The organism is Geodermatophilus sp. FMUSA9-8 (assembly GCF_037034165.1).
Lineage (GTDB): Bacteria > Actinomycetota > Actinomycetes > Mycobacteriales > Geodermatophilaceae > Geodermatophilus > Geodermatophilus nigrescens.
The window spans coordinates 142,584-165,322 of sequence record NZ_JBAGKE010000010.1 but is presented as its reverse complement, the minus strand read 5'-3'; the positions used below and the strand labels follow the sequence as shown (position 1 = coordinate 165,322).

Here is a 22,739-nt window from a genome sequence, read left to right as displayed (position 1 = left end):
TCAGGTCTGGCCGGATCCTCCCGCAGCGGCCGAGGACCCGCTCGCGGTGGACGACGCGGGTCCCCCGGTCGTGGTGGTCGGCGACCCGCCGCTGCCCGGCGTGGTCGTGACCGGGCTCGTGGTCGTCGGGGTGGCGGTGTCCGACGGCTCGGTCGTCCCCGTCGGCACCTCCTCCGCCGGCTCCTCGCCCGTCGGCTGCCCGTCCGTGGGCTGCCCGTCCGTGGGCGTCCCGGGCGCGGGGCTGCCGCCGGCGCTGCCGGGCGGCGGCGTCGTGGTCTCCACCGCCGGGGCCGACGGCCCGGCGCCGGTGACCGGCGAGATGCCGCCGTCGTCGTCCCCGCCGTCGGACGGGCGGGACCCGCCCCCGGAGGGCGCGACGGCGTAGGTGACGACGACGTCGTCGCCGGGCTCGAGCGTGACGCCGCTGGGCGAGACGGCCAGGACCAGGCCCGGCACGGTGCGGCCGGTGACCTGCTCGCGGCGCTCCACGGACAGGCCGAGCGCGGACAGCTGCGTGGCGACGTCCTCGATGGGCCGCCCGACGTAGTCCCCGGCCTCGACGACCACGCCCTCCTGCTCGTCGCCGGTCTGGGCGACGACGACGGGCGGCGGGCCGGGATCGGTCAGCGCGGTGACCACCGCGGCCGCCGCCCCGGCGCCGAGCAGCAGCGCGAGCAGCGGCACGAGCACCGCGGCCACCCGCCGGCGCGGCGCCGGCGGCGGGCTGCGGCGGGGCAGGGCACCGGCGGGGAGGCCGGCGGCGGGAACGGCGCCCGCGGGGGGACCGGCGACCGCCTGGGTGGGGACGCCGGGGTCGGCCGGGGCGACAGCCCAGCCCGCGGCGACGGTGGACGGCCCGGCGGGGACCGGCGGCTCGAAGGCGGGCAGCCGGCCCGCGCGGGCGTCCTCGACGGCCTCGACGAACGCCGCGCCGTCGGGCATCCGCAGCGACGGGTCCTTCGCCAGCGCCCGCCGGATCAGCGTGCGGACGTCGACCGGCAGCGTGTCCGGCAGCGGCTCGGGGTCCGAGCGCAGCTGCTTGAGCGCGATGGTGACGGCGTTGTCGCCGTCGAAGGCGGGGTGCCCGGCGAGGCACTCGTAGCCGACCAGGCCGAGCGCGTAGACGTCGCTCGCGGGGGTGGCGTGGTGCCCCTCGGCCTGCTCGGGCGAGAGGTACTGCGGCGTGCCGATGACCTGGCCGGTGCGGGTGAGCGGCACGCTGCCGGCCGACCAGGCGATGCCGAAGTCGGTGATCTTCACGCTGCCGTCGGGCCGGACGAGGATGTTGCCGGGCTTGACGTCGCGGTGCACCAGCCCGGCGCGGTGGGCCTCGGCCAGCGCGGCCGCGGTCTGGGAGAGCACCGACAGCGTGGTGGGGGGATCGAGCGGGCCCTCCTGCCGCAGCAGCGCCGACAGCGGCTGCCCCTCGACCAGCTCCATGACCAGGTAGGCCAGGGTCTCGCCGGTGTCGCCCGCGGTGGTCTCGCCGTAGTCGTAGACGGCGGCGATGTTCGGGTGGCTCAGCGCCGCGGCGTGCTGGGCCTCGGCGCGGAAGCGGGCGAGGAACGTCGGGTCACCGGTGTACTCGCTGCGCAGCACCTTGACGGCGACCTCGCGGTGCAGCAGCAGGTCGGAGGCGCGCCAGACCTGGCCCATGCCGCCGGCGGCGATGAGCTGGGCGAGCTCGTAGCGGTCACCGAGCATCCGGCGACCCGGTTCCACCACGGGAGCTCTCCCATCCCTGCCGGTCGTCGGGCCGGCGCCGTCCCCCCGGGACGCCGCACCCCCCGTCGAGGTGCCCGCGCCGTCCGGAGCCACACATCTTCCCAGCAGTCCCACCCGTCCGGGGAGTCCCACCGGTCACGTCTCCGCATCGACCCGCCGACACGGGGACGACGCGCGGGCGACGCGCCGGTGGACGGCGGGGTGCGGGTCAGCCCTCGAGGAGGGCGCGCCCCCACCAGTCGGCGTCGTCGCGCACGCCCGGCGGGCAGGCGAAGACGGCCGAGGAGGTGTGCCGGACGTACTCGTTCATCGCGTCGAGCCGCAGGTTGCGCTGCACCTGCACGAAGCCGGTCTCCGGGTCCCGCTGGAACGCGATGAAGAACAGGCCCGCGTCGAGGCGGCCGAGGCCGTCGGTGCCGTCGACGAAGCTGTAGCCGCGCCGCAGGATCGCCGTCCCGGCGTTGGTCGGGTGGGCGAGGAAGACGTGGCTGGTCTCGGGGACCGCGAACTCGCCGTCGACCTGCTTCGTGAAGTCGACGGGGTCGAACTCGGCGCGCTGCCCGAGCGGGGCGCCGCTGCCCTTGGCCCGGCCGATGGTCAGCTCCTGCTCGCGCAGCGGGGAGCTGTCCCAGGGCTCGACGAGCATCCGGATGCGCCGGGTCACCAGGTAGGAGCCGCCGCGCAGCCAGTCGGCGTCACCGTCGCCCACCCAGACGAACCGGTCGAGCGCGCTGCCGTTCTCGGCCTTGAGGTTGTCGGTGCCGTCCTTGAACCCGAAGAGGTTGCGCGGGGTGGCCTGCGCGGTGCTGGTCGACGACGTCCGGCCGAACCCGAGCTGCGACCAGCGCACGCTCACCACGCCCGCGCCGATCCGGACCAGGTTGCGCACGGCGTGCACCGCCACCTGCGGGTCGTTCGCGCAGGCCTGGATGCACAGGTCGCCGCCGCTGATGGCCGGGTCGATCTGGTCGCCGGGGAACGCCGGCAGCTCGACCAGCGGCGCCGGGCGGCGGGCGGCCAGGCCGAAGCGGTCGCGCCCGTCGGCGGTGGTGAACAGCGTCGGGCCGAACCCGACGGTGAGGGTGAGCCCCGACGCCGGCAGGCCGATCGCCTCGCCGGTGTCGTCGGGCGGCGCCCACTCCGAGCCGCCGACCGCGCCGTCGGGGCCGGCGTCCTGCCCGGCGGTCATCCGGCGGGCGGCGGCGGTCCAGTCCCGCAGCAGCTGCGCGAGCTCCTCGCGGTCGTCGGTGGTGACGTCGAGCGCGACGAAGTGCAGCCGGTCCTGCGCCGGCGTGACGATGCCCGCCTGGTGCTCGCCGTGGAAGGGCACCGCGTCGGTGGGCGCGGGCCCCGCGGCCGCCGGGGCGTCGTCGGCGGTGGCCCGGCCGATGACGCCGCCGGCCGCACCGGCGGCGAGCACCCCCGCCGTGCCGGCGCCGAGGGCGCCCAGGAGTCGGCGACGGGACAGTCCGGCCGGCCGCGGGTCCGCGGCCGCCTCGGTCGGGCTCGGCTCGGTCATGGCTCTCTCGCGCTGGGGGTCAGGTCCTCGGGACGAACGTCCCGGGGGCTCCGCCCACTCCCGGGACCGCTGTCGTCCGGCTCACCGGTCGGCGACGACCGCCGCCACCTGGCTCACCGACTCCGAGAGCGCGGTGATGCTGTCCGACAGCCCCTGCAGCTGGTCCTGGGTGAGCTGGTCGTGCAGCGTCCAGCCGCCCTCGGTGCGGTACTGCTCGAGCTCGGCCTCGGTGGCGGCGAACCGCTCGTCGATCTCGGCGACCAGGTCGGGGTCGGCCTCCTCGAGGAAGGGCCGCAGCGCCTGGACGGCGGCCTCGGACCCCTCGAGGTTGGCGGCGAAGTCCCACAGGTCGGTGTGCGAGTAGCGGTCCTCCTCGCCGGTGATCTTGCCGGTGGCGATCTCGTCGAGGAGCGCCTTGGCGCCGTTGGCCAGCTGCAGGGGCTCCAGCGTCGTCTCGTTGGCCAGGTCGACGATCTGCTGCACGTTCGCGAGCAACTGGTCGGCGTAGGGCGTCATGCCCTCGGTGGTGCCGCCGACCCACAGGGCCTGCTCGATGCGGTGGTAGCCGGTGAAGTCCTCGCCCTCGGCCTGGTCGCCCTCGCGGCCGTCGATGAGCGGGTCGAGGTCGCCGAAGACCTCGGCCACCGGCTCGATGCGCTCCCAGTAGGTGCGCGCGACCGGGTAGAGCGCCTTGGCGCCCTCGACGTCGCCGGCCTTCACGGCGTCGACGAACGCGGTGGTCTGCTCGAGCAGCGCACCGGTCTGGCTCTGCACGTAGCGCTGGTAGTCGGTGCTGGCCTGGGCGAGGGTCTCGTCCTCCGACAGCGACTGCGCCTCGCCGGTGACGGTGAGGTCGCCGCGGATGCCGTCGCCGACCATGCCGGGCTTGCAGGCGGTCTCGTAGTCGCCGGCGGGCAGCTCGACGAGCAGCTCGCGGGTGAGCCCCGGGGCGATGTTCTCCACCTCGCCCATGACCCGGTCGCCCTCGGCATAGACGTAGAACTCGGTCACCTGGTTGCCGGAGTTGGTCACCGCGAAGCTGTGCGTCCCGGCCGCGAGCTCGCTGCTGGCGACGTCGCAGGCGTCGTCGGTGGCGGCGACGGCCACGGTGTCGGCGGCCTCCCCGCCGCCGGACGCGCCGCCGGAGCCCGCGTCGGTGCCGCCGCAGGCGGCGGTGGTGAGCGCGGCCAGGAGGCCCGCGGTCAGGAGGGGGAGGCGGCGGTCACGAACGGACATGCGAGGGGGTCTCCGACTGCGAGGAGGGGGTCCGGGCCGGGGCGGCACCGGAGGGCTGGGCGGGGCCGGCCGGCGTGCGGGCCGGCCAGAGGAAGGCGACGAGCACCGGCACGAGGTAGGCGAGGTAGGCGACCGTCTCGAGCACCGTGGGGGCCGCGGTGACGTTGAAGATCCCGGCGATCGCCGCGCCGTACCAGCTGGCCGGGTCGAGGACGCCGGAGATGTCGAAGGCGAGCACGTCGAGGCCCGGCAGGACGCCCGCCTCCTGGAAGTCGTGGACGCCGTACTTGAGGATCCCGGCCGCGACGAACACCAGCAGGACGCCGCTCACGGTGAAGAACCGCGACAGGTTGATCCGGATCGCCCCGGCGTAGAGACCGACGCCGATGACGACGGCGGTGAGCACGCCCGCGCTGATCGCCAGCAGCGGCGTCGCCGACGTCGTCGCGCCCTGGGCGGCCGCGTAGAACAGCAGCGTCGTCTCCAGGCCCTCGCGGACGACGGACAGGAAGGCGACGCCGGCGACGGCGAGCGTGCCCATGCCGAGCGCGTGCTCGAGCTGGCCGGTGAGCTCGCCCTTGAGCCGGCGGGCGGTCCGGCGCATCCAGAAGACCATCCAGGTCACCAGCGCCACGGCCAGCACCGAGGTGACCGCCTCGAACAGCTCCCGGGAGCGGTAGTCGGCCAGCAGCGTCGTCGACGTGTAGGTGAGCAGGGCACCGAAGAGCACGGACAGGGCGAGCGCCGCGGCCACGCCGGCCCACAGCGGGACCAGCTGGCGGCGCCGCCCGCTCTTGACCAGGTAGGCGACGAGGATGCTGACGACGAGCGTGGCCTCGAGGCCCTCGCGGAGGCCGATGAGGTAGCTGGCGAGGAACGCCTGGCCCATGGCTGACCCATCTGTCGGGGATCGGGTGTCCCCCGTCACCGGACTGAGGGCAGGCACACCTTACTCATCGCGCACGACCGATCCAGCCCCTCGGTGCGCGAGGCCCCCGCGGCCGCTCGCGCCCGTGGCAGGGTGACCGGCATGTCAGAGACGACGACCGCCACCACGACCGTGACCCGCGAGGACGCCGGCGGCGTCGCGACGGTGACGCTCCAGCAGTCGGGGATCTCCCGCGCGCTGCGCCGCGAGCTGCTCGAGGTGGTGCGGGGCATCGCCGGCGACGATTCGGTGCGGGCGGTGCTGCTCACCGGCACGGGGCGCGCGTTCTCCGTCGGCCAGGACCTCGCCGAGCACGTCGAGTCCCTGCGCGGGGACGCCGCGTCGTCGCTGCGGGTGGTCGAGGACGAGTACAACCCGCTGGTGCTGGCGCTGTCGGCGCTGCGCGTGCCGGTCGTCGTCGGCATCAACGGCGCGTGCGCCGGGGCGGGCCTGGGCCTGGCGATGGCCGGCGACCTGCGGGTCGCCGCCGCCGGCGCGAAGTTCACCACCGCGTTCACCGGCGTGGGCCTGGGCAGCGACTCGGCGCTGGCCGCCCGGCTGGTGCACACCGTGGGCGTCGGGCGGGCCACCGAGCTGCTGCTGCTGCCCGACCCGTTCACGGCCGAGACCGCGCTGCAGTGGGGCCTGGTGCACCGGGTGGTCGACCCCGGCGAGGTCGCCGCGGAGGCGCGGGCGCTGGCCGAGCGGCTGGCTGCCGGCCCGACGGCGGCCTACCGGGCGGTGAAGACGGTGCTGGCCACCGCGCCCACCGACTCGCTGGAGCAGACGCTGGCGCACGAGGCGCGGCTGCAGACGGCGCTGGGGTCGACGGCGGACCACTCCGAGGCGGTCGAGGCCTTCCTGGCCAAGCGCGCGCCCCGGTTCACCGGGAGCTGACCGGGCCCAGGAGCCTCGCGGGCTCGCGGGCTCAGCGGGCTCGGGAGCTCAGCGGGCCAGGGTGGTGCAGGCGCCGCAGACGTCGCTGGTCGTGGGCGGCCACGGCTCGTCCACGGCCACGCGGGCGAGGCTGCCGCACAGGCTGAGCTCGCAGGCGCCGTCCACCTCGGCGGCGGGCCGGTGCAGCTCGACGGCGTGCCAGAGGGCCGCGGTCGGGCCGTGCGCCCGGCTGCGGGCGGCGGCGTACGTCGTGGCCGCGAACGGCGTGGGGGCGGTCGCGGCGGCGGTGCGGGCGGTGCTTCCGGCGGCGGTGGTGGGGGCCATGCCGGAGAGGTCGGCAGCCCCGCGGCCGCGCGCCAGCCGGGGCGCGCTCCCCTCCCCCCTCCGGGTGAGGTGCAGGATGCCGGCATGCAGCTGACGAAGCACGGGCACGCCTGCGTGGTGCTGGAGGACGACGGCCGGCGGCTCGTCGTCGACCCGGGCGCCTTCACCGACCCGGCGGCGCTCGACGGCGCGACGGCGGTGCTGGTGACGCACGAGCACCCGGACCACTTCGTGGGCGACCGGCTGCGGGCGGCGCTCGACGCCGACCCCGCGCTGGAGGTGTGGACGAACCCGTCCGTCGCCGGGCAGCTGGAGGGCCTCGGCGGGCGGGTGCACGCGGTGGGCCACGGCGACGCGGTGACCGTGGCCGGCTTCGACGTGCAGGTGCACGGCGAGTGGCACGCGGTGATCCACCCGGAGCTGCCCAGGGTGCGGAACGTCGGCTTCCTGGTGGCGGGCCGGGTCTTCCACCCCGGCGACGCGTTCACCGTGCCCGACGCCCCGGTGCCGGCGCTGCTGCTGCCGCTGCACGCGCCCTGGTCGAAGACGGCGGAGGTGGTCGACTACGTCCGCGCCGTGGGGGCGGAGCGGGCCTTCGCCGTGCACGACGGCCTGCTCAACGACACCGGGCTCGGCGTGGTGGCCGGGCTCCTCGGCGAGCGGGGACCGGGCACGCCCACGCCGTACGCCCGGCTGGCGCCGGGGGAGTCGGTCGGGCTCTGAGCGCCCGCCCGGCTCCCCCGGCCCGGGGTCAGCGGACGGCGCGGTTGCGGCCGCCCGAGAGGCTCTCGGCGACGCCGATGAGCAGTACGGCCGCGATCACCGCGACGATGAAGCCGATGACGTTGAGCTCGAAGATGTCGCCGGTGCCGAGCAGGCTCGCGACGACGCCGCCGATGAGGGCGCCGACGACGCCGAGCAGCAGCGTGGCGACGATGCTCAGCCGCTGACGGCCGGGCTTGATGAGGCGTGCGAGCGCACCGATGATCAGGCCCACCACGATCAGACCGAGGATCTGCACGTCTGTCTCCCTTGTGTCCTGCGGACGCCGGACGGCGTCCTGGCCGGGGAGATCACTACCCGCAAGATCACCCCGCACACACACGGGGCGGCCGGTTCACCCGGTGGTGACCTGCTCCACGTGGGCCGGCAGCTTGTCCAGCTCGCCGTCGACGGTCTGCTGCACCATGCGCTGCAGGGCCGAGCGGGTGAACCGGTCGGCCAGCCGCACGCGCCGGGGGGCGTGGGTGAGCGTGATGGTCACCCGGGTGCCGCCGTCGCCGGCGTCGGCCAGCTCGATCCGCGTCGTCCAGGTCTCGGGGGTGAGCTCCAGCCGGGTGGCCACCACCCGCTCGGGCTCCCACTCGACGATCTCGCCGCGCGGCGCGCCCTCGCGGGGCCGCTGGTCGCCGGCGAGCTGCCCGGGCACGCAGACGAACCGGGTGCCGCGACCCGACCCCTCCCCGTCGACGACGTAGGAGACGTCGCACACGGCGCAGTAGGGCTCGAGCACTGCCAGCGCCCGCCAGACGCGGCTGCGCGGCGCGGCCACCTCGCGGGTCCCGCTCGCCGTGGTCACACCCCGACGGTAGCCGCGTTCACGCGGGCCCCGGCGTGAGGTCGGCGAGCACGGCGCGGGCGACGGCGTAGCGCTCCTCCCCCACCCGGCCGGCCCACTCGCGCTCGATCGCGTCGAGGTGCGCGCGGACGGTGTCGTTGACCTGCCGGCCGCGGCCGGTGAGCCGGACGAGGCGGGCCCGTCCGTCGGTGGGGTCGGGGGCCACCTCGACGTAGCCACCGTCCTCGAGCGGCTGCAGGGCCTGCGCGAGCGCCTGCTTGGTCAGCCCGCTCGTGGTCGCCATCCGGCTCAGCCGCTCGCCGCCCGGCGGGACCATGGACAGCAGGCGGTAGTGCCGCGTGCGCAGGCCGGGGAAGGACTCGTCGCTCAGGGCGTACAGCTCGGCGCGGATCCGGTGGATGGCGTGCTCGAGCAGGACGACCACGAGGGGGCCGTCGTCCCCGTTGACGGATTCCGTCAAGGTGCTTCACCATCTCCCTGTCAGACAAGCGGCTTGACCATCCTCCCACGGAGCCCGCGATGACGACCTCCCCCTGGCTGGCCCTGTTCCGGCCGCTGCACCCCCGCCGCCCGCACCGCCCCGGTCCCCGGCGCCCCCGGTGACCGCGCTGCCGGTGACCGGGCTGCCGGTGACCGCGCTGCCCGGCGGCGCGACCGTCGAGGAGCTGCTGCCGGCCCTGCGCCGCTGGGTGGGTGACCCGGGGCTGACCGTCGACCGGGTCAGCGGTGCCCCGATCGCCCACCGCATCACCGCGCCGTCCACGCGGGCGCTCACCCGGGTCGCCGTCGCGGGCTGCGGCGGCGACGGGCGGCCGGTGGTGCTGCGCCTGGTGGCCAAGGAGCTGCAGGCCGCCCGGTACGGCCTCCCGCCGGAGATGCCCGACCATGAACGGGCCCGGCTCGACGGGATCATCCCCTGGCGGCTGGAGGCCGACGTCCTCGTCGACGGCGTCGCCGCGCTGTCCCCGCCGGGCCTGCGCCCGCCGGCCGTGGTGCACGTGCAGGAGCACCCCGGCGACCGGTTGACCCTGTGGCTCGAGGACGCCGACCCGCTCGACGCCCCGTGGACCGAGGCCGACACCCTCCGCGCCGCGGAGCTCCTGGGCCGGCTCGCCGCCCGCCGTCGGCACCACCCCGTGCCGCCGATGCCCACCGGCGACTTCCTGACCGGCTACCGCGACGACCAGCTCGGCCGCTGGGCGGTGCCGTGGCTGCTCGACGACGCCACCTGGGCCGCGCCGGTGATGCAGGTGGCCGAGGTGGTGGCGCTCCGGGAGGAGGTCTGCGCGCTGGCCCGCCGGGTGACCGAGGTGCACGCCGGCCTCGCCCCGCTGCCGGTGCTGCCCGCGCACGGGGACGCGACGCCGATGAACCTGCTCCGGCCCGCCGCGGCGCCGGACACGTTCGTGCTGGTCGACTGGGCGATGACCGGCCCGGCGCCCGCCGGTTTCGACCTGGTGCCGCTGCTGTTCGGGCGGGCCGAGTGCGGGGCCGGGGCGCCCGGCGAGGTGCCCGGCCTGCTGGGCCCGGCGGTCGCCGCCCACGCCCGCGGCCTGGCCGCCGAGGGCGTGACGGTGTCCCCCGCGGAGCTCGAGACCGCCGTCCTGCTGGCCGCGCTGCTGCGCTACCCGTGCACCGGGATGCCGCTGCACGTGCTGTACCGGCCGGTGACCGACGAGCTGCTGGCGTACGCGGCCCAGCGGGCGCGGTTCGTGCGGATGGTGCTGGACCTCGAACCGCGCCTCACGGCGCTCAGCGGCCGGTGACCGAGACCTCGAACTCGACCTGGCTCACGTCGGGGCGCAGCCGGGAGAAGGAGTGCACCAGCGGGTGGCCGGAGCTGTCGCGCACGGTGGTGCGGACGACGAGCAGCGGCGAGCCGGCGGCGATCCGCAGCAGGTCGGCCTCGTCGGGGGCCGCGGTGCCGACGTCGACGACGATCCGCGCGTGGGCGAGGTCGGCGCCGTACTCGCGCCGCAGGAACTCGTACAGCGAGCCCTCGGTGAAGTCCTCGACGGCGACCTTCGGGTACCGGTCGGCGGGCAGGAAGCTGTGCGCCACGTGGTTCGGGGCGCCGTCCACGCTGCGCAGCCGCTCGAGCTCGACGACGTCCGCGGCGACGTCGAGGGCGAGCTCGGTGGCGACCGTCCGCGGCGCCGGGACGACGCGCTGCTGCAGGACCGTGGTGCCCACCTGCGCGCCCTGCTCGGCCATGAGCGAGCTCCAGCCGGCGATCCGGTGGACGAAGCTCTCGCGGTACTCGTGCCGGATGGCCGGGCGGGTGACGTAGGTGCCGCGGCCCTGCTCGCGCACGAGGTGCCCGTCGGCCACCAGCCCGTCGACCGCCCGGCGCAGCGTGATCCGGCTGACCCCGTACTCGGCGCACAGCGCGGGCTCCGGGGGCAGCAGCGCCCCCTCCGGCATCGCCGCGACCCGGCGCCGGAGGTGCTCCCGGACCGAGAGGTACTTCGGTCCCGCCGCCGCTGCCGTCACGACCGCCAGGGTATGCGGAGGAAGACGTCTGCGGACGTCATGTCGTATGAGACGTCTCCCGCCCGGGTGAGATCCGGGCTGCTCAGGGCGCCCGCAGCTCGACGACGGTGACCTCGGGGCGGGCGCCCACCCGCATCGGCGGTCCCCAGTAGCCGGCGCCGGAGGTCACGTACAGCTGGGTGTCGCCGTGCCGCGAGAGGCCCTCGACGGCGGGCTGGTCGAGCCGGATCGCGTAGTCGAAGGGCCACAGCTGCCCGCCGTGGGTGTGCCCGGACAGCTGCAGGTCGACGCCCGCCGCCCGCGCCTGCTCCACCTGCACCGGCTGGTGGGCCAGCAGCACGACCGGCGTCGCGTCGTCGCGGCCGTCGAGGGCGGCGTCGAGGTCGGCGCCGTGCCCGGGGACGCCGGAGCCGGCGGCCGTGCGGTCGTCGATGCCGGCCAGGTCGAACGAGGCGCCACCGCGGGTGATCGGCACCCGCTCGTTGCGCAGCACCTCGACGCCGAGGGTGGGCAGGTGCCGCAGCCAGGCGGTGGTGTCGACGAAGTACTCGTGGTTGCCGGTGACGAAGAAGACGCCCTGCTCGCTGACCAGGTCGGCCAGCGGGGCGACGTCCCGGCGCAGCTCGTCGACCTCGCCGTCGACCAGGTCGCCGACGATCGCCACGACGTCGGGCCGCTGCTCGTTGACGATCTCCACCAGCCGCTCGAAGCGCCGGCCGCCGTAGGTGGCCGACAGGTGGCCGTCGGAGAAGGTGACGACGCGCAGCCCGTCGAGGGCCGGGTCCAGCCGCGGCAGGGTCACCGGCACCCGGCGCACGACCGGCGGGGAGTTGGCGAAGTACGCGCCGGTGCCGGCGGTGCCCAGGGCCACGGCACCGGCGGTGACGGCCAGCGAGCGGGCGAGGAACAACCGCCGCGAGGGATCGGGGGGTCCGGCCTGCGGCTCCGCGGCCGGCGGGGGCGGCGCGGGGGCAGCGGGCACGGTCGCCGGCTCCCGGGCGGGTTCCGCAGCAACGGCCGGCCTCGTGCGCCTGTCCAGGAGCCAGCGCACCGGTTCCAGCGCCAGCAGCGCGAGGAAGGCGTAGAAGGCGACGCCCAGCCACGTGAAGCCGACCCAGGCCAGCGGCGCCTGCGCCGACAGCGACAGGTCGCGGCGGGTCAGCACGGCGGCGGCCGGGAAGAGGGCGAGCAGGACCGTGACCCAGGTGAGCGCCCGGCGCACCCGGCCCGGCCGCGTGGTGCTGCGGACCAGCCGCCACCACAGGTAGCCGTGCAGCAGGAGCATCGCCACGAGGACGACGGTGCCGAACCCGAGCAGGGCGATCAGGGACAGGACGGACCTCGCTTCGCGGGGGACGGCGGGGCGGACGTGCCCGGCCAGGGAGACGACCGGCCGGCCCGCGGCGTTCCCGCGCGGGCCGGCCGGCCGATCGTGCTCAGGCCCGCGCGGCGGCGCGGACGGCGTCGCGCAGCGTCGGCTCCAGCGCCCAGAAGGCCTGGTCGGCGTGCTCCGCGCGGGCCTCCTCGAGACCGTGCAGCCGGCCGTAGGTGAAGGTGTCCTCGCCCGCGCCGACGGCGGCGGCGGCCAGCCGCAGGCACCACATCCGCGTGACCACGGTGTCCTGGGCCTCGCCGAGGACGTCCTGCACGTCCTTCATGCACCGCACCAGGGCCTCGGCCGGCGCGCCGAGCACCGGGGCGGCGACCTCGGCGGTGTAGCGGACCCGCTTGGCGGCCTTGCGCGCCTCGTGCAGGGCGTGCTCGGTCTCCTCCTCGTGGGCGCCGGGGTCCACGGCCTCGCGGTCGCGGGCCTCGTCGATGCGGGCGGTGAGCCGCTTGCCCGTGCGCTCGACGGCGTCGGCGAGCACCGCGCGGGCCGGCTCGCCCGCGGCCCCGGCCAGCGGCGGGTCGGCGAGCAGGCCGTCGAGGGCGTCGAGCAGGGCGAGGTGCCGCTTGTCCGACAGCGCGCGGATCGCGGCCTTGCGGCCGCGCTCGACGTCGGCCACCTCGGTGGACCGCAGGCGGGCCGACACGGGACCGCGGACCAGCTCGACCGGCTGGGCGGCGACGACGGCACGCAGGTGCTCCAGCGCCACCTCGCCGTCGCGGGCGCCGGAGAGCGCGCCGCCGATCCACTGCAGCTCGTCGCGGACCGGGTCGGTGGCGGTGCGGTCGAGGACGGTGCGGAAGGCCGCGAGGATGCTGCGCAGCCGCCGGCAGGCCACCCGCAGGTCGTGCACGCCCTCCGGGTCGCCGGTGCGCACGCCGATGTCGGCGACCTGCAGCGCCTCGACCTGGGCGCGCAGCGCGGCGAGGATGACGTCGCCCGCCGTACGCGCGGCCGCGGCGTCGTCCTCCCCCTTGCCCTTCGCCTTCTTGCCCTTCTTCCCCTTGCCCTTGGCCTTGGCCTTGCCCCCGGGGGCCTCGGGGGCGGGCGCGGGGGCGGCGGCCGGCGTGGCGGCCGCCAGCCGGCCCGCCAGGACGCGCGAGAGCTTCGACGGCGAGTCCGACGGCCGGATGCCCCCGGCGACCAGGGCGTCGGCGACGGCGTCGAGCAGCTCCGGGTCGCCGTCGACGAGCTCCGCCTCGATCTCGCGCCACGTGGTCACCTCGGCAGGTGAGCCCGGGTCGGGCGCCATCGCGGTGCCGGTGACGGTGTCGACGGCGACCTCGGCGAGCACCCGGCCGTCGGCGTCGAGCAGCTCGGTGACCTGGCGGGTGGTCTGCAGGGTGGCGACCGGCTCGGGCCGCGCCCCGCGCAGGACGGCGGTCACCGGCTCGGTGACGGCGCGCGGCACGACCGTGCGGCGGGTGCCCAGCGGCGCGTGCACCTCGCGGCGCGACCCGGCGACGGCGGTCGGCAGCTTGAGGTGCCAGCCGGCGTCGGTGCCGCCGGTGCGGCGACGCAGCGTGATCCGCGCGCGGAGCAGCCGGAGGTCCGGGGTGTCGTAGTAGGTGGCGTCCAGGTCGTGCGTCACCGGGTCACCCACGGTGACGACGCCGCGGCCGACCCCGGTCAGGTCCGGCAGCACGACGTCCGGCCCCGCCTCGAACTTCCGCTCGACCTCGAGCTTGCCGCTGCCCACGTCGTCCTCCTCAGGTGGCCTTCTCCCGTACAGACCGTAGGCGTCGGCCGCGTGTCGGGACACACGGCACCGGGCACTCTCCCGCCCGAGGACGCCAGAGCAGGCGTGCGGAGGAGGCGAGCACCGTGTTGAGCGAGCGAGACCTGTCGGCGGCGATCGGGAGCACGGCCCACGGACCGGACGGCGAGAAGATCGGCACCGTCGAGAGCTTCTTCGTCGACGACCGCACCGGCGCACCGACCTGGGTGGCCGTGAGCACCGGCCTCTTCGGGACCCGCCACTCGGTCGTGCCGGCCACCGAGGCCGTCTTCGCCGACGGGATGCTGCAGGTCCCCGTGGGCAAGGAGGCGGTGCGCCACGCGCCCGCCGTGCACGGAGACCACCTGAGCCCCGAGGAGGAGGCGGACCTGCGCCGCCACTACGGGATCGGGACGGGCGCCGGGACGGGTACGGAGGCCGGGACGACGACCGGCACGACGACGGCCCAGGCGCCCGCGCAGGGGGTCGCCGGGACCGCCGGCACCGCCGCGGCCTCGGGGGCGAGCGCCGGGGCCGCGGGCCTGGTCCCCGGACCCGCGACCGACCCGGGCACCCGCCCGGTGCCGCCGCCGGCGTCCGACGTCCGCACCACCACCGAGCAGGCCGCGCCGCCGGTCCCGCAGCACTCCGACGGGGCGATGACCCGCAGCGAGGAGCAGGTGCGGGTGGGCACCGAGCAGGTCGCCGCCACGCGCGTGCGCGTCGTGAAGTACGTGGTCACCGAGGAGGTGCAGGTGACCGTCCCGATCCGGCGCGAGGAGATCCGGATCGAGGAGGTGCCGTTCGACGCGCCCGACACGGGGCCCGGCGAGTCGCTCGTCCCGGCCGGGGTCCCGGGCGGTACCGGCACGGGGGACGGGGTGACCGGGGGCGCCACGGGTGGCGGGGTCGGCAGCGGCGGTCAGGTCGGCGGCGGACTCGCCGGCGTGCCCGACGAGATCGTGCTGCACGCCGAGCGGCCGGTCGTCACCGTCGAGGTCGTGCCGGTCGAGCGGGTGCGGCTGCGCACCGAGCTCGTGCAGGGCCACGAGCGCATCACCGAGCAGGTGCAGCGCGAGCAGATCGTCGTCGACGAGACGCCGGCACGGCACGCGGGCACGGCGCAGACCGGGACCGCGCAGACCGGGACGGCGCAGACCGGGACCGCGCAGCCAGGCCCGGCCCCCGCGGACCGGACCCAGCAGATCGGCTCCGTCCCGCCGGCCGACCGGACCCAGCAGATCAGCCCGGTCCCGCAGGCCGGCCAGGCCCCGCCGCGCTAGCCGCGGCGGTCGGCCAGGAAGGCGAACCGCGCGCGGGTGGCGGCGACCTCGGCGGCGTCGACGTCGGCGAGCACGAGCGTCTCCCCACCCGCGGCGGTGGCCAGGAGGTCGCCCATCGGGCTGACCACCTGGCTGTCGCCGGCGTGCTCGAGCCCGTCGCCGCCGGTGCCCACGCGGTTGCAGGCCACCACGTAGGCCTGGTTCTCGATGGCCCGGGCCCGCAGCAGCGTCGTCCAGTGGTGACGGCGCGGGGCGGGCCAGTTCGCCGTCACGAGGTAGACGTCGGTCTGCTCGGCGGCGGCCCAGAAGACGTCGGCGAAGCGCAGGTCGTAGCAGATGAACGGCGTGACCCGCAGACCGCCGACGTCCACCGTCACCGGCGCCTCCCCGGCGCGGAACCGCTCGGCCTCCCCGCCGTGGGTGAACGGGTGCAGCTTGCGGTAGCGGTGCACCTGCCCGTCCGGACCGGCCAGGACGAGGGAGTTGAACGGCAGGTCACCGCCCGGGGCGATCTCCGGGCAGCTGCCGGCCACCCAGACGCCGTGCTCGGCGGCCTGCGCCCGCAGGAACGACGCCGACGGGCCGTCCTCGGGCTCGCCGATGCCCGGTGTCATGGAGAAGCCGGTGGAGAACGTCTCGCTGAGCAGCACGAACTCCGCGCCGGCGGCGGCCGCGCGGGCGACCTGGGGGGCGAGCCGGGCGTAGTTCGCCTCCCGGTCCTCCCAGACGATGTCGTGCTGGACCACCCCGAACCTCATGGACCCATCCTGGTCAGTCGGTGCACGGCCTCGGTGAGCACCTCGTCGCGCTTGCAGAAGGCGAACCGGACCAGGTGCCGGCCGAGGTCCGCGTGCTCCGCCGTCCAGAACACCCCGGCCGGCACGGCGACCACCCCCGCCCGGTGCGGCAGCTCCCGGCAGAAGGCCAGGCCGTCGTCGTCGGCGATCCCGCGGACGTCGACCGTGGCGAAGTAGGTGGCCTCCGGGCTGATGGTCGGCAGCCCCGCCTCCCGGAGCCCGCCCACCAGGACGTCCCGGCGCCGCTGCAGGTCGGCGGCGATCCCGGTGAAGTAGGCGTCGGGCAGGACGAGCCCCGCGGCGATCGCCGGCTGGAACGGCCCGGCGTTGACGTAGGTGAGGAACTGCTTGGCGGTGCGGACGGCGGCCACCAGCGGCGCCGGCCCGCAGGTCCAGCCCACCTTCCAGCCGGTGGTGCTGAACGTCTTGCCGCCGCTGCCGACCACCAGCGTCCGCTCGCGCAGGCCCGGGAGGGTCGCCGGCGAGACGTGCTCCGCGCCGGCGAAGACGAGGTGCTCGTAGACCTCGTCGGTGACCAGGAGCAGGCCGGCGGTGAGGACGACCTCGGCGACGGCGTCGAGCTCCTCGCGGCGGAACACCTTGCCGGTGGGGTTGTGCGGGGTGTTGAGCAGCAGGAGCCTCGCCCGCGGGGTGACGGCGGCGCGCAGGTCGGCGGGGTCGAACGTCCACACCGCGCCGTCGGTGTCGGCCGGGGGCGGGGTGAGCGGCACCGGGCGCAGCACGCCGCCGGCCATGGCGACCGCCGCGGCGTAGCTGTCGTAGACCGGCTCGAAGACCACGACCTCGTCGCCGGGCTCGACCAGCGCGAGCATCGCGGCGGTGAGCGCCTCGGTGGCGCCCGCGGTGACCAGCACCTCGGTGTCGGGGTCGTACGCCAGGCCGCGGAAGCGCGCGACGTGGGCCGCGATCGCCGCCCGCAGCTCCGGGGTGCCGGGTCCGGGCGGGTACTGGTCGTGCGCGGTGCCGATGGCCGAGCGGGCGACGTCGAGGACCTCCGCCGGGCCCGGGGTGTCGGGGAAGCCCTGGCCCAGGTTGATCGAGCCGGTGGCCACCGCCAGGGCGCTCATCTCGGCGAAGACCGTCGTCCCGAAGCCCTGCAGGCGCTCCGCCAGGTACGGGGCGCTCATGCCGCCACCGTGAAGCGCACGGTCCGGCGGGCGACGTCGGCCTCGGCCAGCCGCACCCGCACCCGCGCGCCGGCCGTGAGGCCCGCGCCGGCGCAGCGCGCCCGGATCGCGGGGTCGGCGAGCACCACGGTGCCCCGGTCGTCGTCGGCGTCGACCACCACGGCGTCGAACTCCTCCCCCTCGCGGCCGGCGAGCAGCCAGGCCTCGGTCGCGTCGACGACGGCCCGCTCGACCGCCCGGGTGCGCCGGTCGGAGGCGGTCATGAGCGCGGGCAGCTCGGGCAGCGCCGCGCGGACGGCCGGGTCCGGCTCGCGCCCGGCGGCCAGCGCCAGGCACACCTCGGTGCCGAAGCGGTCCACCAGCCGGCGCAGCGGCGCGGTGACGTGGGCGTAGGGCGCGGCGACGCCGGCGTGCCCGGGATCGGCGGGCGGGTCGCCGTCGAAGGGCGTGTAGGCGGCGCCGCGCAGCAGGGCGGTGGCCTCCTCGAGGAAGGCGAGGTGCCGCGGGTCGGCGAGGTCGAGACCGGCGAGCACCGCGCCGGGGCCGGCGCCCGCGGGCCAGTCGACGCCGAGCGCGGGCGCGAGGCGGCGCAGCCGCTCGACGTCCTCGGGGCGCGCCTGCGGCAGCGTGCGCAGGACGCCGACGCCGCCGTCGAGCATCAGCCGGGCGGCGGCGCGGCCGGTGAGCAGCGAGATCTCCGCGTTCCAGCCCTCGACGGGCAGCGGCGCGCGGGCGACGAGCGTCCAGCCGCCGCCGTCGGTGCGCACGACCTCCTGGTCGGGGGAGCCGAGCTCGATGGCGCCGCGGTCGGCGGCGCGCGCCCGCAGCAGCCGGCCGAGCTCGGGCAGCAGCTCCAGCGCGCCGGACAGGGTGCCCGCGTCGGCCTGCGCCTGGACGTCGGGGTAGGCGAGCCGGGCGCGGCTGCGCACGCGGGCGCGGCGCAGGTCGACCGAGCGCACCCCGCCGTCGGCGTCGAGCCGGACGGTCCACAGGGCGGCGGCACGGTCCTCGCCGGGCAGCAGGCTGGCGGCGCCCTCGCTGAGCACCGGCGGGTGCAGCGGCGTGCGCCGGTCGGGCGCGTAGACGGTCTGGCCGCGGCGGCGGGCCTCGGCGTCGAGCGCGCTGCCCGGCGCGACGACGGCGCCGACGTCGGCGATCGCGTAGCTGACCCGGTAGCCGCCGTCCTCCCGCGCGAGGTGGACGGCCTGGTCGAGGTCGCGGCTGCCGGGCGGGTCGAGGGTGACCAGCGGCAGGTCGGTGGCGTCGTCGCCCGGCATCGGCGGGTCGGCGGCGAGGCGCTCGGCCTCGGCGAGCACCGCGGGCGGGAAGTCCTCCGGGACGTCGAACTCGGCGCGGATCGCGGCGAAGTCGGGGCCCGGGACGGCGGCCGGCCAACGCGGCACGACCGCGTTCCACGTGGAACTCACGCGACCCGGACGTCCTCGGCGCCCTCGATGCTGACGACGTCGCCCCGCCGGACCTGCCGGCCGCGGCGGTCCTCGGGCTCGCCGTTGACCCGGACCGTGCCGGTGACCAGCACGTCCTTCACCTGGGCGCCGGTGGGCACGGCGTCGACGAGCTTGAGCAGCTGGCCGAGGCGGATGGAGTCCTCACCGGGACGGAGCTCGACGGTGCGCACGTCCCCCATCCTCACGCGGGGGTGAGCGCGTCGCCGACCGCCACCCGGCCGGGCACCGGCACCAGCGCGCCGACGGCGAGGATGCTGCCGCGCTCGCGGTGGATGGTCTTGAGGACGCCGTTGTCGCGGGCGATGCCGCCGGGCTGCGGGCGGGTGACCATCACGCAGCGGCTGACCGGCTTGAGGACGTCGAGGACGGCGCCGCCGAGCCGCACGGTGCTGCCCACCAGGTCGTCCTCGCCGGAGCCGTCGAGCAGCACGTTGGCGCGGAACCGGCGGCGGTCCCAGGTGCCGAGCGTGCCGGTGGAGACCAGCGAGACGCGGATGCGCGAGCTGTCGTGGAAGGCGCCGGACGCCCCCTCGAAGGCGTCCCACACGTCCTCGTCGTCGTCGGGCGCCTCGTAGTGCCGGGGCCCGCGCTCGACGTCGGCCGCGCGCAGCGTCACCGGCCGGCCCAGCCAGTCGGACAGGACGTCGTCGTCGGTGGTCGCCGTCCCGTCGGGCAGCACCACCTCCACCCCGCCGTCCGCGCGCAGGCGGGCGGCGGCGAAGAGCAGGTCGGGGACGCGGCGGGCGGTCAGCCCGTAGCCGGTCGAGCGGTCGAACAGCGCCCACTGCCGGTCACCGGCCAGCCCCTGCGTCCCGACGTCGACGGCGTCCAGCCGCTCCCCCTGCAGCGACTTGACCGGGTAGCGCCACAGCTCCAGCACCCGCACGTCAGGCCCCCCACGCGAGGGTCCAGGTGCCGGACCAGGACTCTCCCGGCGCGAGGACGACGAGGTCCGCGCCGTCGGCGAGCGCGTTGGGCGGGCAGGTCATCGGCTCGACGGCGAGGCTGCGCCGGCGCTGGCCCTCGGGCAGCGTGTCGCCGCTGTAGACCTGCAGCCACGGCCACGACCCGTCGACGGCGAGCTCCAGCGTCCCGGCCGGCCCGCGCAGGTGCACCCGCGCCCAGCCGTCGTCGTCGCGGACGAGGTCGGTGACGGCGTCGTCGAGGGCGCGGTCGCCGATCCGGCCGATCGCGCCGTCGAAGGGACGGCGGGTGCCGGTGGGCAGGCCGCCGTCGAGGTCGAGCGCGGTGCGGGCGGGGACGGTCAGCTCGGCGTCGCCGATGCCGCCGTCGGCCGTGGCGCCGACCGCGAGGTAGGGGTGCATGCCGGTGCCGAACGGCGCGGGGCGGTCGCCGGCGTTGCGCACCCGGACGGTGATGGTGAGCCGGTCAGGGGCGAGGACGTGGTCGACGGCGGCGGCCAGCCGGAACGGGTAGCCGGGCCGCGCCTCGACGACGGTGCCCACCGTGACGGCGTCGGAGTGCCGGGCCAGCACCTCCCACCGCAGCCAGGTGACCAGGCCGTGCGCGGCGGGCTTGCCCGGCCCGGCGACGTCGAGCTGGAGCTGCTGCCCCTCCCACGTCCACTGCCCGTCGCGCAGCCGGTTGGGCCAGGGCAGCAGGACGCCGCCGCGCCGCCCGGCCGGCACCGCGCCGGCGGGGTAGCCGTCGAGGACCGCCCGGTCCCCCACCGTCAGCGCGCGCAGGCCGCCGCCGCGCAGGTCGACGGCGAGGCGGGCGTCGCCGCTGACCAGCTCCACCTCCGCCGGCTCGGTCGCGGGCCACGCGGTCATCGGCGGGATCGTCACCGGCTCACCCCACCACAGCCGCAGGGTCCCGGCCCAGCTCGTAGTCCAGGACGAGGACCGCGCCGTCCGCGTCGTGCCGGAGCTCGACGGTGCCGCGCAGCCCGGCCAGGTCGCCGGCCGCCGTCCCGGGGAGGACCACCCCCGTCGCGGGCTGCGGGTCACCGTCGACCACGCCGCTGTGCTGAAGGACGAAACTGCCGGACCGGCCCTCGAGGGTGCCCGTCACCTGTTCGACCGCCACGTAGCCGGCGGGTGCCTCCCCCATGGCCACCGCGGTCATCGCCACGACGCTGGTGCCGGTCAGCGGACCGGAGAAGGACTTGCGCAGGGTCACCCGCGACGACGTGACCGGCCCCCCGCCACCGAGGTCCAGCGGTTCCGGCTCCCAGCCGGTGACCTCGAACGGGATGCGGACGACGGTGCCCATGCGGCCTCCTGACGTGTGCGGTCGGGCGCAGCCTGCAGCACGCCACCGACGGTCGCCGCCTCAGCCCAGTAGGTCCTCGTCGTCGCGGAGCAGGGTGATCCGCACGAGACCGGCGGCCAGGCGGGCGAGGTCGTCGCCGCCGACCAGGCCGGCCGGCTCCTCCGCGTCGGTCGGCAGGCCCGCGCGGCGGGTGCCGTCGAGGACCCGGTCGTCGAGGTACGGGCGCAACCACGGCCAGACGGCCTGCGCCTCGCGGAGGAAGACCGAGGCCCCGGTGGCGCCGATGCCGGGGAACTCCTGCAGCAGGCGGGCGGCCTCGCGGGGGTCGCCGTCGGCCTCGCGGGCGAGCCGCCGCAGGTCGCCGCCGTACCGCTCGACGACGAGGTCGGCCGCGTCGCCGAGCTGGGTGGCGGTGCGCTCGTCGTAGCGGGTGTTGCGGCCGCGGACCAGCGCGTCGACGCGTTCCTGCCACGTGGTGCCGCGGGTCCGCTCGGGGGTGGTGTGGCCGGCCTCCCGCAGCTCGGCCGCCGCGGCGACCGCGATGCCGGCGTCGATCCGTGCCGACAGCAGCTCGGTGAGGACGAGCAGCTGCCACAGCGGCGCGGGGGTGTCGGTGAGGCGGATGCCGGCCTCCTCGGCGTAGGTGGCGCCGTACTGGTCGAGGACGGCGCGGACGGTGTCCCGGGTGCTCACGACCCCTCCCCACCCTGGCCTCGTCAAGGACTCCTGCACATCTGTGGACAGGGCTCTGACCTGCGGATACGGGTCGCCAGACTCGTCCGCAGCGGCTAGACTCCGTACATGTGTTCGAGCGGGATCGGCGGCGGGGACGTCCTCGACGACGTCGCCGCGCTGGTCGCCGAGCGCAACCGGATCGACGCCCGCCTGGCCCGCGCGGTGCGGGCCGCCGAGGCGTCCTCCGCCGCTGAGCGGGACGGGCTGAAGAGCATGGCGTCGTGGTTGCGGGGGCACTGCCGGCTGTCCGGGCGGGAGGCGTCCCGGCTGGTCGGCAACGGCCGCGCGCTGGCGCACCTGCCGGTGCTGGCCGAGGCGCACGACGCCGGGCTGGTGACCGCCGCCCAGGTGGCTGTGGCCGCGGAGGTGACCACTCCGGACCGGCTGACCGCCGCCGCCGCGCAGGGCGTGGACTTGGGCGAGATCGACGCGGTGCTCACCGGTGTGGCGATCGAGCAGGAGCACGACGCCCTCGTGATGGTCGTCAAGCGCTACTGCAACGCCCTCGACCCCGACGGTCCCGAGCCGGACCCGACCGAGGGGCGGCGCATGTCGGTGGTCCGCCACGCCGACGGCACCGTCTCCTTCCACCTGCACCTCGACGCCGTGGGTGCCGAGCGGTTCTCCACCGCGGTGGAGGCGCACGTGCAGGCCGACCGGCCCGCCGGCGACGACCGCAGCCGCGCGCAGCGGCTGGCCGACGGCGCTGTCCAGCTCGCCGACACCGCGCTGGCCACCGGTGCCACCCCGCGGCTGCGCGGGGTCAAGCCGCAGGTCGTGGTGAAGGTCGACGCGGAGGACCTCGCCACCGGGCGGGGCAGCGCCCAGCTCGGCTCCGGAGCGCTGGTCTCCGCCGCCCGGGCCCGCTGGCTGGCCTGCGACGGCGCGATCGCCCGGGTGGTCATGGGCCCCGACGGCGTCCCCCTCGACGTCGGCCGCGACCACCGGCTGGCCACCCGCGGCATCCGGACGGCCGCGGAGGTCCGTGACGGTGGGTGCGTGTTCACCGGCTGCGGCGCCCCGACCTGGTGGTGCGACGTCCACCACCTGGTCCACTGGCTCGACGGCGGACCGACGTCGCTGGAGAACTCGGCGCTGCTGTGCGAGCGCCACCACGCGAAGGTCCATCACGGCTTCCGCGTGCAACGCCTGGCTGACGGGCGATGGCACACCTGGCGGCCCGACGGCACCGAGATCACCATCCCGGCGCCGTTGCGGGCACCGCCCCTCGTCCCCGCCTGAGCCGGCCGTCCGCCGCGAGCGGACG

General features: G+C 76.6%; 24 protein-coding genes. 5 read left to right on the top strand and 19 right to left on the bottom strand.

Features of this window, described 5'->3' with window-relative positions; translation table 11 throughout:
* The 4 genes from WA616_RS19780 to efeU all read right to left on the bottom strand — a co-directional run bounded on the left by WA616_RS19780 (window position 1) and on the right by efeU (window position 5,369).
* Window positions 1-1,725, bottom strand: coding sequence for a serine/threonine-protein kinase (locus tag WA616_RS19780; protein WP_336032567.1), 1,725 nt, complete (start codon window positions 1,723-1,725; stop codon window positions 1-3).
* 208 nt (window positions 1,726-1,933) lie between these two features.
* On the bottom strand, window positions 1,934-3,244 hold the full coding sequence (gene efeB / locus WA616_RS19775; RefSeq protein WP_336032565.1) for an iron uptake transporter deferrochelatase/peroxidase subunit: 1,311 nt from the start codon (window positions 3,242-3,244) through the stop codon (window positions 1,934-1,936).
* A gap of 81 nt (window positions 3,245-3,325) precedes the next feature.
* On the bottom strand, window positions 3,326-4,480 hold the full coding sequence (gene efeO / locus WA616_RS19770; RefSeq protein ID WP_336032564.1) for an iron uptake system protein EfeO: 1,155 nt from the start codon (window positions 4,478-4,480) through the stop codon (window positions 3,326-3,328).
* Window positions 4,467-5,369 carry an iron uptake transporter permease EfeU gene (efeU, locus tag WA616_RS19765; protein WP_336032563.1) on the bottom strand — a complete coding sequence of 301 codons (903 nt, stop codon included), beginning with the start codon at window positions 5,367-5,369 and terminating at the stop codon, window positions 4,467-4,469. Before efeU ends, efeO begins: the two co-directional genes overlap by 14 nt.
* A 141-nt stretch (window positions 5,370-5,510) precedes the next feature.
* On the opposite strand from efeU, the gene WA616_RS19760 reads away from it, so the two are divergent.
* Window positions 5,511-6,305, top strand: coding sequence for an enoyl-CoA hydratase/isomerase family protein (locus WA616_RS19760; RefSeq protein ID WP_336032561.1), 795 nt, complete (start codon window positions 5,511-5,513; stop codon window positions 6,303-6,305).
* A 48-nt stretch (window positions 6,306-6,353) separates the two neighbouring features.
* Here the strand turns inward: WA616_RS19760 and WA616_RS19755 are convergent, their stop codons facing one another.
* Window positions 6,354-6,629 carry a hypothetical protein gene (locus tag WA616_RS19755; protein WP_073422120.1) on the bottom strand — a complete coding sequence of 92 codons (276 nt, stop codon included), beginning with the start codon at window positions 6,627-6,629 and terminating at the stop codon, window positions 6,354-6,356.
* An 84-nt stretch (window positions 6,630-6,713) separates the two neighbouring features.
* Here WA616_RS19755 and WA616_RS19750 point away from each other — a divergent pair, with 84 nt between their 5' ends.
* Complete coding sequence (locus WA616_RS19750; RefSeq protein WP_336032560.1) at window positions 6,714-7,352, top strand: MBL fold metallo-hydrolase; 639 nt, start codon at window positions 6,714-6,716, stop codon at window positions 7,350-7,352.
* A 28-nt stretch (window positions 7,353-7,380) separates the two neighbouring features.
* Here WA616_RS19750 and WA616_RS19745 read toward each other — a convergent pair whose 3' ends face one another.
* The 3 genes from WA616_RS19745 to WA616_RS19735 form a co-directional block, all read right to left on the bottom strand.
* On the bottom strand, window positions 7,381-7,650 hold the full coding sequence (locus tag WA616_RS19745) for a GlsB/YeaQ/YmgE family stress response membrane protein (protein ID WP_336032559.1): 270 nt from the start codon (window positions 7,648-7,650) through the stop codon (window positions 7,381-7,383).
* 96 nt (window positions 7,651-7,746) lie between these two features.
* Window positions 7,747-8,208, bottom strand: coding sequence for an SRPBCC family protein (locus WA616_RS19740; protein ID WP_336032557.1), 462 nt, complete (start codon window positions 8,206-8,208; stop codon window positions 7,747-7,749).
* A gap of 19 nt (window positions 8,209-8,227) precedes the next feature.
* Window positions 8,228-8,668: a MarR family winged helix-turn-helix transcriptional regulator gene (locus tag WA616_RS19735; RefSeq protein ID WP_336032556.1), complete on the bottom strand. Its 441-nt coding sequence runs from the start codon at window positions 8,666-8,668 to the stop codon at window positions 8,228-8,230.
* Window positions 8,669-8,807: 139 nt separating this feature from the next.
* On the opposite strand from WA616_RS19735, the gene WA616_RS19730 reads away from it, so the two are divergent.
* Complete coding sequence (locus WA616_RS19730; protein WP_336032555.1) at window positions 8,808-9,974, top strand: hypothetical protein; 1,167 nt, start codon at window positions 8,808-8,810, stop codon at window positions 9,972-9,974.
* Here WA616_RS19730 and WA616_RS19725 read toward each other — a convergent pair.
* The 3 genes from WA616_RS19725 to WA616_RS19715 all read right to left on the bottom strand — a co-directional run bounded on the left by WA616_RS19725 (window position 9,961) and on the right by WA616_RS19715 (window position 13,787).
* Window positions 9,961-10,701, bottom strand: a complete 741-nt coding sequence (locus tag WA616_RS19725) for a GntR family transcriptional regulator (RefSeq protein ID WP_336032553.1) — start codon at window positions 10,699-10,701, stop codon at window positions 9,961-9,963. The genes WA616_RS19730 and WA616_RS19725 overlap by 14 nt on opposite strands.
* 82 nt (window positions 10,702-10,783) lie before the next feature.
* Entirely contained in the window at window positions 10,784-11,986 is a 1,203-nt protein-coding gene (locus WA616_RS19720; protein WP_336032665.1) for a metallophosphoesterase, read from the bottom strand.
* Window positions 11,987-12,137: 151 nt separating this feature from the next.
* Window positions 12,138-13,787 carry a CYTH and CHAD domain-containing protein gene (locus WA616_RS19715; protein WP_336032551.1) on the bottom strand — a complete coding sequence of 550 codons (1,650 nt, stop codon included), beginning with the start codon at window positions 13,785-13,787 and terminating at the stop codon, window positions 12,138-12,140.
* A 125-nt stretch (window positions 13,788-13,912) separates the two neighbouring features.
* Between WA616_RS19715 and WA616_RS19710 the strand changes: the two genes are divergently transcribed.
* Window positions 13,913-15,088, top strand: a complete 1,176-nt coding sequence (locus WA616_RS19710; protein WP_336032549.1) for a PRC-barrel domain-containing protein — start codon at window positions 13,913-13,915, stop codon at window positions 15,086-15,088.
* On the opposite strand, the gene WA616_RS19705 is transcribed toward WA616_RS19710, so the two are convergent.
* From WA616_RS19705 to WA616_RS19670, 8 genes are read right to left on the bottom strand one after another with little or no spacing between them, the layout of a single operon-like run.
* Window positions 15,085-15,846: a nitrilase-related carbon-nitrogen hydrolase gene (locus WA616_RS19705; RefSeq protein ID WP_073422112.1), complete on the bottom strand. Its 762-nt coding sequence runs from the start codon at window positions 15,844-15,846 to the stop codon at window positions 15,085-15,087. The genes WA616_RS19710 and WA616_RS19705 overlap by 4 nt on opposite strands.
* Window positions 15,843-17,033, bottom strand: coding sequence for a pyridoxal phosphate-dependent aminotransferase (locus WA616_RS19700; RefSeq protein ID WP_336032546.1), 1,191 nt, complete (start codon window positions 17,031-17,033; stop codon window positions 15,843-15,845). Before WA616_RS19700 ends, WA616_RS19705 begins: the two co-directional genes overlap by 4 nt.
* A complete protein-coding gene (locus tag WA616_RS19695; protein WP_336032544.1) occupies window positions 17,030-18,460 on the bottom strand; it encodes an RNB domain-containing ribonuclease in 1,431 nt (476 codons plus the stop codon). The genes WA616_RS19700 and WA616_RS19695 overlap by 4 nt, the downstream gene beginning before the upstream one ends.
* A complete protein-coding gene (locus WA616_RS19690) occupies window positions 18,457-18,681 on the bottom strand; it encodes an RNA-binding S4 domain-containing protein (protein ID WP_336032664.1) in 225 nt (74 codons plus the stop codon). Before WA616_RS19690 ends, WA616_RS19695 begins: the two co-directional genes overlap by 4 nt.
* 2 nt (window positions 18,682-18,683) lie before the next feature.
* Entirely contained in the window at window positions 18,684-19,388 is a 705-nt protein-coding gene (locus WA616_RS19685) for an MOSC domain-containing protein (RefSeq protein ID WP_336032543.1), read from the bottom strand.
* 1 nt (window position 19,389) lies between these two features.
* Window positions 19,390-20,295, bottom strand: coding sequence for an aldose 1-epimerase family protein (locus WA616_RS19680; RefSeq protein ID WP_336032542.1), 906 nt, complete (start codon window positions 20,293-20,295; stop codon window positions 19,390-19,392).
* Window positions 20,296-20,314: 19 nt separating this feature from the next.
* Complete coding sequence (locus WA616_RS19675; protein WP_336032540.1) at window positions 20,315-20,737, bottom strand: DUF3224 domain-containing protein; 423 nt, start codon at window positions 20,735-20,737, stop codon at window positions 20,315-20,317.
* Between the two features lie 60 nt (window positions 20,738-20,797).
* The gene (locus WA616_RS19670) at window positions 20,798-21,430 is read right to left on the bottom strand and encodes an endonuclease (RefSeq protein WP_336032539.1); all 633 of its coding nucleotides are present in this window, start codon (window positions 21,428-21,430) and stop codon (window positions 20,798-20,800) included.
* A gap of 108 nt (window positions 21,431-21,538) precedes the next feature.
* On the opposite strand from WA616_RS19670, the gene WA616_RS19665 reads away from it, so the two are divergent.
* A complete protein-coding gene (locus WA616_RS19665) occupies window positions 21,539-22,714 on the top strand; it encodes an HNH endonuclease signature motif containing protein (RefSeq protein ID WP_336032537.1) in 1,176 nt (391 codons plus the stop codon).
* Window positions 22,715-22,739: the final 25 nt, after the last annotated feature.